General features: G+C 26.5%; 10 protein-coding genes. 1 reads left to right on the top strand and 9 read right to left on the bottom strand.

The genetic code is table 11. The features are described from left to right. Positions 1-9 precede the first annotated feature (9 nt). Positions 10-1,107, bottom strand: coding sequence for a redox-regulated ATPase YchF (gene ychF, locus HMPREF1092_RS05690; RefSeq protein WP_002597677.1), 1,098 nt, complete (start codon positions 1,105-1,107; stop codon positions 10-12). 157 nt (positions 1,108-1,264) lie between these two features. Between ychF and pdaA the strand changes: the two genes are divergently transcribed. Further along, positions 1,265-2,038 (top strand): delta-lactam-biosynthetic de-N-acetylase, encoded by a 774-nt coding sequence (gene pdaA / locus HMPREF1092_RS05685; protein ID WP_002597676.1) that lies wholly within the window; start codon positions 1,265-1,267, stop codon positions 2,036-2,038. A 34-nt stretch (positions 2,039-2,072) separates the two neighbouring features. Here pdaA and HMPREF1092_RS05680 read toward each other — a convergent pair whose 3' ends face one another. From HMPREF1092_RS05680 to HMPREF1092_RS05645, 8 genes are all read right to left on the bottom strand, one after another. Then, positions 2,073-2,702, bottom strand: coding sequence for a cyclodeaminase/cyclohydrolase family protein (locus HMPREF1092_RS05680; RefSeq protein WP_002597675.1), 630 nt, complete (start codon positions 2,700-2,702; stop codon positions 2,073-2,075). A 186-nt stretch (positions 2,703-2,888) separates the two neighbouring features. Then, positions 2,889-3,980 (bottom strand): tetratricopeptide repeat protein, encoded by a 1,092-nt coding sequence (locus HMPREF1092_RS05675; RefSeq protein WP_002597674.1) that lies wholly within the window; start codon positions 3,978-3,980, stop codon positions 2,889-2,891. Between the two features lie 58 nt (positions 3,981-4,038). Continuing rightward, the gene (locus HMPREF1092_RS05670; protein ID WP_002597673.1) at positions 4,039-5,766 is read right to left on the bottom strand and encodes a phospho-sugar mutase; all 1,728 of its coding nucleotides are present in this window, start codon (positions 5,764-5,766) and stop codon (positions 4,039-4,041) included. Positions 5,767-5,912: 146 nt separating this feature from the next. Beyond that, complete coding sequence (locus HMPREF1092_RS05665) at positions 5,913-6,509, bottom strand: 50S ribosomal protein L25 (RefSeq protein WP_002597672.1); 597 nt, start codon at positions 6,507-6,509, stop codon at positions 5,913-5,915. A 99-nt stretch (positions 6,510-6,608) separates the two neighbouring features. Further along, on the bottom strand, positions 6,609-7,046 hold the full coding sequence (locus HMPREF1092_RS05660; protein WP_002597671.1) for a 2-thiouracil desulfurase family protein: 438 nt from the start codon (positions 7,044-7,046) through the stop codon (positions 6,609-6,611). Positions 7,047-7,130: 84 nt separating this feature from the next. Next, complete coding sequence (locus tag HMPREF1092_RS05655) at positions 7,131-8,081, bottom strand: carbohydrate kinase family protein (RefSeq protein WP_002597670.1); 951 nt, start codon at positions 8,079-8,081, stop codon at positions 7,131-7,133. Between the two features lie 634 nt (positions 8,082-8,715). Further along, the gene (locus HMPREF1092_RS05650; RefSeq protein ID WP_002597669.1) at positions 8,716-11,073 is read right to left on the bottom strand and encodes an endonuclease MutS2; all 2,358 of its coding nucleotides are present in this window, start codon (positions 11,071-11,073) and stop codon (positions 8,716-8,718) included. Positions 11,074-11,076: 3 nt separating this feature from the next. Then, positions 11,077-13,419: a U32 family peptidase gene (locus tag HMPREF1092_RS05645; RefSeq protein WP_002597668.1), complete on the bottom strand. Its 2,343-nt coding sequence runs from the start codon at positions 13,417-13,419 to the stop codon at positions 11,077-11,079. Positions 13,420-13,440 lie beyond the last annotated feature (21 nt).

The following is a 13,440-nucleotide window of genomic DNA, read 5'->3' as shown; positions in this document are numbered from 1 at the left end:
ATCCTTTTTTTATACGTTAAATCTGAAGTTTACTACATCTCCATCTTTCATAACATATTCTTTTCCTTCTAATCTGAACTTACCTGCTTCTTTAGCAGCTGCTTCTGATCCACATTCTATTAAATCATCATATGCTACAACTTCTGCTCTTATAAATCCTCTTTCAATATCTGAGTGAATTTTTCCAGCAGCTTGTGGAGCTTTAGTTCCTTCTTTTATTGTCCAAGCTCTAACTTCTTGAACTCCAGCTGTTAAATAACTTATAAGTCCTAATAATTTGTAGCTAGCTTGAATTAATTTATCTAATCCTGATTCTTCTAATCCATATTCGCTTAGCATTTCCATTTTCTCTTCATCTTCAAGACCTGATAATTCTTCTTCAAGTTTTGCACTTACTACAACTGTACCTGAATTTTCATTAGCTGCAAATTCTTTAACTTTCTTAACATATTCATTTTCTAAATTTCCGCTCATCATATCATCTTCTGATATATTACATGCATATAGAACTGGTTTTGAAGTTATTAACATAAAGCTTTTTATAATTTTTTCTTCATCTTCTGTAACTTCTAAAGTTCTTGCAGGTTTATTCTCTTCTAAGTGAGCTTTTAATCTTTCCATTAATGCATATTCTATTTTTGCATTTTTATCTCCTGATCTTGCAAGTTTAGCTCCTTTTTCCATTCTTCTTTCAAGAACATCAATGTCTGCAAATATAAGTTCTAAACTTATTGTTTCAATATCTCTAATTGGGTCTACTGATCCTTCTACGTGAACAACATTTCCATCATCAAAACATCTTACAACATGAACTATAGATGCAACTTCTCTTATATGAGATAAAAATTTATTTCCAAGACCTTCTCCTTTTGAAGCTCCTTTTACTAATCCAGCTATATCATAAAACTCTATTGCAGTATAAACTTTCTTTTTTGTATTATACATTTTTTCTAATACATCTAATCTTTTATCTGGAACACTTACAACCCCTACATTTGGCTCTATAGTACAGAATGGATAGTTAGCTGATTCTGCTCCTGCTTTTGTTATTGCATTAAATAAAGTACTCTTACCTACATTAGGTAAACCAACGATTCCTAACTTCATCTATGTACATTCCTTTCTTTTTTAAACTATACTTATAAATTATACTCTACTACCCCTTTTATTTCAACAAAGTACATAAACTTTATTTTAAAATAAAATTTTCCATGTTTATTTATCAATTATTTTTTCCATACTAATTTTGAAAGGAGGTTTTTTTATGAGACATAAAAAAATTTTTTTGATAGGATTAGTATTAATAATTTCTATTCTAATGATACCTTTTACAAAAGTTTTTTCTCAATCTAATAGTGAATATAGTTGGTATTTTGTTTCTAGAGGTAAAAACACTACTCCAGAGGCTCCAAAAGAATCAGCTTCATTTTTATCAGAAACCGATTCATATTTTTTAGGTGATACTTCAAAAAAAGAAATCTTTCTAACTTTTGATGAAGGATATGAAAATGGTAATACTGAAAAAATACTAGATATTTTAAAAGAAACTAATGTAAAATCTACTTTTTTCGTTGTTAAACCTTATATAACTTCATATCCTAATCTAATTAAAAGAATGGTAGATGAAGGTCATATTGTTGGTAATCACTCTTCTAAGCACTTATCAATGCCAACTTTAACAAATGAAGCTTTCAATAAAGAGTTTAAAGATGTAGAAGATGCATATAGAGATGTTACAGGCAAAGAAATCCCTAAATTCTTTAGACCACCAATGGGAAAATACTCTAAAGATTCTCTTATTAAAACTAAAGAATTAGGTTATAAAAGTATTTTTTGGAGCTTTGCTTATAGAGATTGGCTTGTAGATTCTCAGCCTAGTCCAGAAGAAGGTAAAAAGAAAATTTTATCTTCTGTTCATCCAGGATGTATAATGCTTTTACATGCTGTTTCTGATACTAACGTTAAAATTCTAAAAGATGTGTTAACTACTCTTCAAAATGAAGGATATACTTTTAAAACTTTAAATGATTTACCTTAAAAAAAATGTTCAGCAAAATTTTTGCTGAACATTTTTATTTTACAGAACTATAAACTAATTTCATTATTTCATTCTTTTTTTCTAATGAAATTTTCATAGCATTTTCAATTTCTTCTTCTATTTCTTTTTTTAAATTTAAATCATTTATATATTTTAAATTTACCATAACATTTAATATTGAACTTTCTATTGTTGAATGAAGTAATATTGCAGAAACGCCTCCATCTGAAACTAGCATTTTATTTCCATATGTTACTCCAAACTTTATGTTTTCATAAAACTTTAAAGCTTCTCTTGACATTTTTAATGGTGCCATAAGAGCTCCTATAGTTAATTTTTGTATTTTTTCTTCCCTATCTTCTTTTTCTTTAGGTATTTTATAACCATTCATTAATTCACTAAAAGCTTTTCTATCCTCTTCCATAAGTTCAATTGATCTTTTTATAAAATTTTCTGATTCTGTTTTGAATAATAATAATTCCTCTTTTTTATTTTCATCTAATTTTTCAAAAGATTTTTTCCCAACAGTTAATGAATATACCATTGAATTTAATGCCCCTGATAAAGCTCCAACTAAAGCAGCCGTACTCCCTCCACCTGGTGCTGGAGAATCTGATGCTAAATCATTTATAAACTCTTCTATTTTATAATCTTTAAATATCATGCATACACCTCAATTTATTTTTTTATATTATATCATTAGCCTTATATTAAAGAAAGACAATATTTAAAATAAAACTCTGCAAAATTTATTGCAGAGTTTATTTTTTATTCATTATTATATAATTCTCTAAATTTATTTAAATATACATGACTATTATACATATACCTATTAATAGTATATTTAATATTATTTTTTATCTAAAAACTTTCTTATTTTTATTACTATTTCATCATCTTTATCTAATTTTTCTGCTATTTCTAAATGAGCTTTAGCATCTTCTAATCTTCCTAAGTTTATATAACACATTATTAAATTTGTACATATTTCAACTTCTCTTGAAGCTTCAAAAGCTTTTCTTAAATACTTTTCTGCTTCTTCATAAGCTCCTAAACACGCATAATTTATTCCTATTTCATTTACAACTTCTAAGATACCGCTATCTATTCTTAAACTTTCAAGAAGATATTCAATTGCTTTTTCATGTTTTCCTATTTTTCTATATCCAACTCCTAGATAATAATATATAAGTGGATTTGTATCAAATTTTTCAACTAAATCAAGAAATATCCCTATTGCCTTTTCAGTATCTTTCTCTAAAAGTTCTATTGCTTCTTCATATGAAGTTATATTTTCTATATCTCTCATTAACATTTCAATTTCAGGTGTTTGTTCTCCACCTCTAATTAAATATTCATTTACTTCTACTCTAGCACCTTGGTAATCTCCTAAATCTCTATAAATTATACTTTTATAAAGGTATGGCTCTTTTAATTTTTCAAAATTTTTCTTAGCATATTCTATATCTTCTAATAATATGTCTTCAAAATCTTTATTTTCTTCTCTTATAGACACACCTATAAGAAGTAATTTTTTCATATATTCTTCTTCTTCAAATGAAGTTAATAAACCTTTTAAAATAAGATAAGCATCTACTAATTTATCTTCATTTACTTTTTTAGCAACTAAAGATTTACCACATTCCTCTGCTTCTGGTATTTGCATCATAAGCTTTATATAATCATTTCTAAAACCTATTTCTTTATCTGCACCTAAAGTTAATAAAATTCCTTCTATTATATAATATATTGGAAGATTATTTATTTTTACTTTATCTCCTATATTTTCAGTTAAATATTCAGATGATATAGGTAAAAATAAATCTTCTTTTTCAAATTGTATGTATTCTGGTATCTTAACCATTTTTTTAAACCCTTCTTTTTCTACTTCTAAAAAAAGAAGTTTTCCTAATTTTTCTTTAAAAACACTTCTGTAATCCATTATTTCACCTCATAAAAATTATGCTACTATCTCTAAAAGATAGCAGCAATATATTAAATTATTTTAAGTTTTCGTTTATTAGAGCCATTACATTTTCTTTAAAAGATTTCATTTTTATTTCTGAATTTTCATTATCTTTACCTTTAACAGCAAGATATACTTTCATTTTTGGCTCTGTACCTGAAGGTCTTACAACAAATGATGAACCATCTTCAAGTATAAATTTAAGGACATTTGATTTAGGTAAATCAATTACTTTCTCTTCACCTAATTTGAAATTTTCTTCTTTGCTTAGCTTATAATCTAACTTAAGATCTATTTTATTTTCAGATATATTCTTTATATCTTTAACTCTTAAATTATCTATACATGAAGCTATCTGCTCTTGACCTTCTTTTCCTTTTAATTCTATTGATACTAGCTCTTCTTTAAAGAATCCAAATTTATTATAAAGATTATTTAAAGCTTCTGCAAGACTTAATCCTTTTTCTTTATAATAAAGAGTCATTTCTGCTATTAACATACTAGCAATTACAGCATCTTTATCACGAACGAAGTCCCCTGCTAAGTATCCATAACTTTCTTCAAAGCCAAATAAATATTTCTTTTCCCCAGTTTCATTATATTCTCTTATCTTTTCACCTATATATTTGAATCCTGTTAAAACATCCATTATTTCTACTCCATAATGGTTTGCTATTTCTCTAGCTCCTTCTGTAGTAACAATTGTTTTTATAACAAGACCATTTAAAGGAAGCTTTCCAGTTTCTTTTAAACTACTTAAAACATAATCAGTTAATAAAAGGCCTGTTTGATTTCCAGTTAAAACTTTATAATCTCCTGAAGCTTCTTTTACAACTACACCTATTCTATCGCAATCTGGGTCAGTTCCAAATATTATATCTGGATTTTCTTCCTTAGCCATATTTAAAGCAATTTCAAATACTTTTGGATCCTCTGGATTTGGATATGGTGCTGTTGGGAAGCTTCCATTTGGTTTTTCCTGTTCTTTAACTACAATAAGATTTTCATATCCTAACTCTGATAATACTCTTCTTACAGGAATATTTCCACTACCATGTATAGGAGTATATATTATTTTTAAGTCTTTTGCTTTTGATTCTACCAACTCATTTCTGATTGTTAAAGCTTTTACTTTATCTATATATGTTTTTAAAACATCTTCTCCTATATAAACTAATAATCCTTTATCTATAGCTTCTTTTTCATCCATAGTTTTTATATTACTAAAGTCTTTTACGTTATTTACACAATTTATTATTTTATTTGCTTTTTTATCAGTTACTTGACCACCAAATTCATCATATACTTTATAACCATTGTATTCTTTTGGATTGTGAGATGCTGTTATAACAACTCCACCTTTACAATCTAAATGTCTAACTGTATATGATAAAACAGGAGTTGGTTGTAAAGTTTCATATAAATATACTTTTACATTATTTCCTGCAAGCGTTAATGCAGTAGCTTTTGCAAACTCTTTTGACATATTTCTTGAATCATATGCTATTGAAACTGAAGGATTTTCAAAATTTTCATTTAAATAATCTGCAAAACCTTGTGTTGCTTGTGATACAGTATAAATATTCATTCTATTAGTTCCTGCACCAATAACCCCTCTTAATCCCCCTGTTCCAAATTCTAAATCTTTATAAAATCTATCTTCTATTTCTTTTTCATCTGTAATTTTTCTCAATTCTAATTTTATTTCTTCAGAAATTATATTTGAATTTAACCACTCATTATATTTTTCTCTATAATCCATTTTTAGACCTCCTATAATTCTTACATTCTTCATTATACTATATATCTAAATTAATACAATCATTTTATTAATTACTAATTTTTCAATTTTTTTAAAATAAATTTAGGAGACTCATATAATTTGAGCCTCCTAAATTTCCATCTTTTCTATTTATCTGAATAGTTAACTACATCAAGTTCATTAATTTGAGATACTGTTTTCTTTTCGTTACTTATTGAAGCAATTACAGAATCTATGTTTTCAATAATTGAAATTTCATTTCCTACTTCTAAATCTGAATATCTATATACAGAACCAGATATTCCTTTAGAAATATCTATTTTAATATTCTTTGGTACATTATCAACTTTACATGATATTTTTACTGAGTCTTTTTCTTTTTGAAGAACTACACCTTTACCAATAAGTCTTTTTTCTCCAATATACTGTATTGGTACTTCAGTTTCTATTTCACCTTGGTTTTTAATTTCTCCAAGGTCAATATGGATTATTTTATGAGTTACTGGATCTCTTTGTACTTCCTTTATAAGTGCTTTCTTTTCTTCATTATCTAAACTAAAATTTAAAACTCCATGCTCTCCTATATTTGAGACTTCTCTATTTAACTCTAATTCTGAAACCTCAAACATAAAATTTCCAATTTCTTTTCCATAAAATACTCCTGGAACTTTACCTTTATGTCTACATTTTTTCCCACTATTTATTATACTATTATCTCTTTTCTCAATATTTAATCCGCTCACTATTAAAAGCCTCCTTAAATTTTATCTTTTAAAAACTCTTTTTAATTATTCCTCTAACTAGAATTTTTTATTCAATAAAATTTAAAAAGTTAATTTATATTATTTAATTTTATCTTTTAAATCTTCAATTTCATTTTCTGAAAAAATTTTAATTCCATTTTTCTTAAGAAGTTTTGCCGTTAATCCTTCTCCTAATATTTTTGTTCCATTAAAGTTTCCATCATATATAAAATTACTTCCACAAGATGGACTTCCTTCTTTTAACAAAGCATATTTTGTATTTGTTAATTGTGCTATTTTTAAAGTTTCTAATGCTCCTTTTTCAAAATTAATGGTTACATCTTTTCCTTCATTATCTATAACTTTATCTTTTATTATTTCAGCTGGTTTTCTAGGAGTTGTTAATCCACCCAATTGTTCTGGACATACAAGCATATATTCATATTCTTCTAATATTTCTTTTATTTTTTCGTTATAGTTATTAGATCCATTATATTTGCAATTTACTCCACATAAACAAGCACTTATTAAAATCATAAACTTTTCTCCTCATTTTATAAATTTTTGTAATAATATATATTTTAACATAAAAAGAGAGCCACTTAAATTTGTGGCTCTCTTTTATAGTTCTGTTTCTTCCCAAACTATTTTTTCTAAGTAATAATCTACATAATCTTCACACATCTTTGGATTAATTGTATCCTCATGAGAAATAGTAACGATTGACATTGCTATTGCATATTTTACTGTTTCTTTTATGGATAATCCTTTCATATAACCATATCCAAGACCAGCTACAAAAGAATCTCCAGCTCCTGTAGTATTCTTTACTTGAACATCTATAGCTTTTATCTTTCCTTCTTCTTTAGCATTAAGATAATAAATTCCATCTGCATCAAGACTTATAAAAACATTAGTTACTCCTTGATCTAAAAAATATCTTCCTGCTTTTTTTAAGTCTTCATCATCTTTTATCTTAAATCCACAAAGAATTTCAGCTTCATATCTGTTAGGCTTTACTGTATGAAAATACTTAACTAAATGTGGTAATTTTTCTGCTTTAACTGCTGAAACAGGATCTAATACAAATTTAGTTTTTCCTTTATATGTAGTTAAAATATATTCTAATAATTCTGCATCATCAGCATCTAAAATTGTATATTCTGCATTTTTTATTTTTTCACCTTTAGAATCTATAAAATCTCTATCCATAGCTCCTAAACTTTCCATATCAACTATTGCTGAAATCATTTCTCCAGTTTCATCTAGTATAGCCATATATGTAGGTGTACATCCATTGTCTAAAAGAAGTGAATCTTTCATATCATATCCTATTAATTTAGAATTTTCTAAAATACTTCTTCCATTTTCATCATCTCCAATAATGGAAATAAATTTTGTATTAACTCCTACTCTTGCAAGATTTTCTGCTATATTTCTGCATACACCACCTAAAGAAATTTTTATATTTCCTGGGATAGAATCTTTTTCTGTATATTTATTTCTACAAAATCCTAAAATATCAACTATTGAAGCTCCCATTACTAGTATGTATGAATCATTATTTGTCATTTTGTATATCGCTCACTTTCATTTCCCAAATTTTAAAAGACATTAATATTATAGTTTAGGTGTTACAAAAAATAAAGTTTTTTTTCATTTTTTTATTTTTTTTTACATTTATATTTGTAAAAAAACAATATCTGTATCCATTAAAATAAATTTAATTAAATGCACAATTGAAAAAACTGCATAAAATTCACTTAATAAAATATTTTTTATTAAAAAAATAAATACATATTCACTATTTTCTTTTAATTTATAATCATTATTTTAAGCGCAATCTATATAATTTATATTTAAATCATTTTAGATAATTTATCATATAATAATTTTTAAATATACCCTTTTTATAATATTTTATATAACTTCTAATATTTTAATTTTCCTATCAACTAAATAAATCTTATCTAAATCTTTCTTAACCATATAGTACTTTTTCTAAATATATATTTGCTGGAGCAACTAGGTGTGTATTTGAATAGCTTTCTTCTAAATTAAATAAAAAATATACTTTAATAGAAAATTATTAATAAATTTCTATTAATCAATAAAAAACCGTACTCCTCTTTAAATAAAGGAATACGGCTTAAAAATAAGTAGTCTCTTTTTAAATATCTACTTATTCTATTCAATTCATATTTAGTTATTTTAAAGTTACAACAGTAACTCCATCTCCACCTTCTCCATAAACTCCTAATCTATATTCTTTAACATGAGGATGTCTTTTTAGCATGTCATTTATAGCTTTTCTTAATACTCCAGTTCCTTTACCATGAACTATTGTTACTTCGCCTAAATTTCCTCTATATGCATCATCTAAATACTTATCAGCTTTATAACAAGCTTCTTCTGAATCTAATCCTCTTAAATCAACACTAGTTTCTACCGAAGCAATGTTTAATTTTAATTCTCTCTTTTTCTTTTCTTTTTTCACTTTTTTACCTTCAATCATTCTTAAGTCTTTTGCTTTAACAGATATTTTCATTATACCTGCTTCAACTTGAACTTCCCCTTTGCTATCAGGCTGTGATAAAAGAATAACATTTTGATTTAATGATGGAAGATATACTTCCATTCCTAATTTAAAGTCTTTTACTTTTTCCCCTTTTTCTTCTTCCTTCTTATTTATACCTTTTTCTTTCTTTTCTAAGCTATCTTTTAATTTTTTTCTTTCTTCTTCTAGTCTGTTACGACCACCACCTGAAATTCCCATCTTCTCTAATTCACGCATAGCTTTAAGAATTTCATCTGCTTCTTCTTTTGCTTCTCTTATTATTTCTTTTGCTTTAACTCTAGCTTCATCATAAGTTTTATCTCTTACAACTTCTACTCTCTTTAACTTTTCTTCATATTTTTTCTTTAATAAAGCAGCTTCATTTCTCATATATTCAGCATCTCTTGCATCTTTTTGAGCTTTTATACTTTTTTCTTGAAGTTCGCTTATAAGTTCTTCAAATTTCATATTATCTTCTGATACAAATTGTTTTGCTTTATCTATTATTCTTTCTTCTAATCCTAATCTTCTAGATATTTCAAATGCATTTGATTTACCTGGAATTCCTATAATAAGTCTATATGTAGGTTTTAATGTTTTAACATCAAACTCTACTGAAGCATTTTGAACATCTTCTGTTTCTAATGCATATCCTTTTAATTCACTATAATGTGTTGTAAGAGCTATCTTAACTCTTCTAGCCTTTAATTCTTCTACAATTCCAACAGCTAATGCTGCACCTTCTACTGGGTCTGTTCCTGCTCCTAATTCATCAAAAAGAACTAATGCTCCTTCACTTGCTTCTTCTAATATTTTTACTATATTAGTCATATGTGATGAGAAGGTAGATAAAGATTGCTCAATACTTTGCTCATCTCCTATATCAGCAAATATTTCATCAAACATTCCTATTGATGATCCTTCCATTACAGGAATTAATAATCCACTTAATGCCATTATATGAAGTAATCCTATAGTCTTAAGAGTAACTGTTTTTCCTCCAGTATTTGGACCAGTTATCATTAATGCATTTATTCCTTTTTGAAGATAAATATCAGAAGCTACAACTTCTTTTTTATCTATAAGTGGATGTCTTGCAGAAATAAGATTAAAACTTCTATCTTTATTTATTTTAGGCATAGTTCCATCTATATCAGAAGAATAAGCACCTCTTGCAAAAATAAAATCTAAAATTCCTAAAATTTTATTGTTTGTATTACAAATTCCTTTATTTAAACCTACTTCATTAGAAAGATTAGTTAGTATTTTATTTATTTCAGCTTTTTCTTTTAATGTTAATTCTTTAATTTCATTATTTAAATTAACAATTTCCATAGGCTCAATAAAAACAGTTGCTCCTGTTGAACTTTGATCATGAACTATACCAGGAACTTTGCTTTTAAACTCTGCTCTTACAGGAAGAACATATCTGTCACCTCTCATAGTATAAAGGCTATCTTGAAGATATTCAGATGTTTTCTTTACAAAATAATTTATTTTATCTCTTACTGAATAATTTCTTTCTTTTAATTCTCTTCTTATTTTATAAAGTGTTGTTGATGCTTTATCACTTATCTCATCTTCACCTATAATAGCATTTTCTATTCCTTTTTCTAAATTTGCAATAGGTTTTAAAATAGAAACTAAATCTTCTATTTTTTCATAAGATTTTTCTTCTTCTTTTCTATATACATAGTCTTTAAAATTTCTAGCACATCTAAGCATTCCACCAATATGCATAAGTTCACCTGGAGTTAATACCCCACCTTTACTTGCTCTTAAAATGCTCTCGCGCACATCATGTAATCCTTCAAAAGGAGGTGCTCCTTTTGAAGTTATAATTTCTAAAGCTTCCTTTGTTTCATTTAAAACACTTAAAGCTTCATATTCAGTCTTATATGGTTTCAAATTTTCTATAAGTCTTCTACCACCAACTGTTTTAGAATATTTTTTTAATTCTTCTAAAACTTTATTAAATTCTAAAACTCTACTAGCTTTGCTATTCATTTATTATTCTACACCTCTTCTATAATGCCCTTTAGTGTAGTTTTCTGAAATAACTTCTCTTTTTCCTTCTAATTGATCTAAAATACAATTTACTTCTTCAAAGCTTTCGTCTGTAAAATCTAATCTTAAACAGTCAATTCCAAGAGATTTAATATCTTCTTTTTCAGCTATTAAATTTAATGGAAGATTATTTAATATATGACTTCTACAGAATATATCAGTTTTTACATTAAAGGACTCATTCATTCTATCTATTAATCTATAATTTTCTTTTTCACATGGTCTTGAACATTCACATTTTGAACTTTTACCACCAAATGTACTTCCAATAGGGCAATATTCACTTATCATAAGCTCACTTTTACCATAAATCATATATGCAGTCTTAGCTTTCTTTCCTTTTAAGACTTCTTTAATTTCTTTTCTATTTAACTCTTCACTTATAGTTATAAGATTTATATCTTCTGAATAAAATTTAAGTGATTTTGAGTTAAAGATATTCATCTTATAATCTCCTATAATTTCTAATTGATCTTTATAAAGATTTATAATTCCTAAGTTAGCAGTTAAAATACCTTTTATATAAGGTTTATATTCCTCTATTTTTTTTACTACAAGATCAAATTCACTTTTAACTATGCTTGGTAAAGCTAAATAAACATTTTTTTCTTTGCTTAATTCTTTTATATTTTCTAATCTTAAGCTATCTCTATTTCTATTAAATACATCAACAGCTATGTTTTCCACTCTATCTTTAACTGCTTCTAATTGATCTATCTTAGCTACTCTAACTAAAGTTTTGATATCTATAGCTTTAGGTATTACATTTCTAACTTCTTCTATATTATATCTTCTTCTTCTATATTTTGAACATTCACCTTTTACTATCTTTTGTAATAACTCTCTTCTTAATTCATTTAATTCTCCAATTCTCATGAATCCATCATTAAATTCTTTAAATATAACTTTTTCAATTTTATAAGGATATTCTCCTGATTTACATAATGCTTTTTCTATTCTTTCCATATCTAATGGACTTTTTGAAGGAATTTGTATCTCTTCTCCTGAAACTTCATATTCAGTTCCATTAAATATAGTTTTTATTTTAATATTATCTAAAGCTTTAAAATAAACTTCAACTTCTAAAGGTAATTTTTTATAATAAGGTTTCACAGTTTGGCTTAAATCATCTGTTAATGTTTTATTAGACATTCTATAGATTTGATCACCTTTTTTATATTGTGTTGGGAAAAGTTTAACCTTATCTCCTTTTTTAGCTTCTTTAACCTCTTCATTATTAAGAAGTATCTTACTTAATGAGAATCCACCATCTGAAACTCTCATTCCATCTCCAAGTTGAATATCCTCTTCAAGAATTATTTCACCATTTTTATCTATCTTTCCTATAAATATTCCTGTATTTCTAGGGAAAGAAAAACTCATCATATCTCTTCCAACATTTTTATTTAAATAAGCCTTTGAAAAACCACCTCTATTAAATAGTTGTAATAACTCACTCTTTCCTTTTTGAAGGTCATATTCTACTTTTTTAAGTTCTTTATCAACTGCTTTTCTATAATTTCTTACAACCCCAGCTACATATTCTGGTCTTTTCATTCTTCCTTCTATTTTTAATGAATATGTACCACTATTTATTATTCCTTTAACATCTTCTAAAGTGCATATATCCTTTGGAGATAAAAGATATCCACTTTTCTCTTCTGGGCTTTTATCACCTTTTAAAACATATTCCATTCTACAAGGTTGTGCACATCTTCCTCTGTTCCCACTTCTTCCACCAATCATAGAACTCATAAGACACTGACCTGAATAAGATACACATAAAGCACCATGAACAAACATTTCAGTTTCTATTTTTAAATCTGTTGAAATATGCTTTATTTCATCCATAGAAAGCTCTCTTGATAAAACTATTCTATGAAAGCCTTTATCCTTAAAATAAATAGCTCCTTCTCCATTATGAATACTCATTTGAGTTGATGCATGTATTTCAAAGTCCTTATATCTTTCACGTATAAGCTCATAAAGCCCTAAATCTTGAATAATTAAAGCATCTACTCCTATTTCATAAAGATATCCTACATATTTTATTGCTTTTTTTAATTCTTCTTCTTTTAGAAGTGTATTCATTGTTACATATACAAAAACGCCATAACTATGAGCATAATCTACTGCTAATTTCATTTTTTCATTATCAAAGTTTGAGGCATAAGCTCTTGCTGAAAACTTATCTCCTCCTAAATATATAGCATCTGCTCCATTATTTATTGCAGCATACAAACTTTCCATACTTCCTGCTGGCGCTAAAATTTCTACCTTTTTCATATTTCTTTATCTCTCCTAGTT

It is taken from the genome of Clostridium thermobutyricum, from assembly GCF_000371465.1.
In the GTDB taxonomy this organism is placed as follows: Bacteria; Bacillota; Clostridia; order Clostridiales; family Clostridiaceae; genus Clostridium; species Clostridium thermobutyricum.
This window is presented reverse-complemented; position numbering and strand designations above follow the sequence as displayed.

Bases quoted from the DNA above. Each gene is read 5' to 3' on its own strand.
- ychF (WP_002597677.1), bottom strand. From the start codon at position 1,107: ATGAAGTTAGGAATCGTTGGTTTACCTAATGTAGGTAAGAGTACTTTA.
- pdaA (WP_002597676.1), top strand. From the start codon at position 1,265: ATGAGACATAAAAAAATTTTTTTGATAGGATTAGTATTAATAATTTCT.
- HMPREF1092_RS05680 (WP_002597675.1), bottom strand. From the start codon at position 2,702: ATGATATTTAAAGATTATAAAATAGAAGAGTTTATAAATGATTTAGCA.
- HMPREF1092_RS05675 (WP_002597674.1), bottom strand. From the start codon at position 3,980: ATGGATTACAGAAGTGTTTTTAAAGAAAAATTAGGAAAACTTCTTTTT.
- HMPREF1092_RS05670 (WP_002597673.1), bottom strand. From the start codon at position 5,766: ATGGATTATAGAGAAAAATATAATGAGTGGTTAAATTCAAATATAATT.
- HMPREF1092_RS05660 (WP_002597671.1), bottom strand. From the start codon at position 7,046: ATGATTTTAATAAGTGCTTGTTTATGTGGAGTAAATTGCAAATATAAT.
- HMPREF1092_RS05655 (WP_002597670.1), bottom strand. From the start codon at position 8,081: ATGACAAATAATGATTCATACATACTAGTAATGGGAGCTTCAATAGTT.
- HMPREF1092_RS05650 (WP_002597669.1), bottom strand. From the start codon at position 11,073: ATGAATAGCAAAGCTAGTAGAGTTTTAGAATTTAATAAAGTTTTAGAA.
- HMPREF1092_RS05645 (WP_002597668.1), bottom strand. From the start codon at position 13,419: ATGAAAAAGGTAGAAATTTTAGCGCCAGCAGGAAGTATGGAAAGTTTG.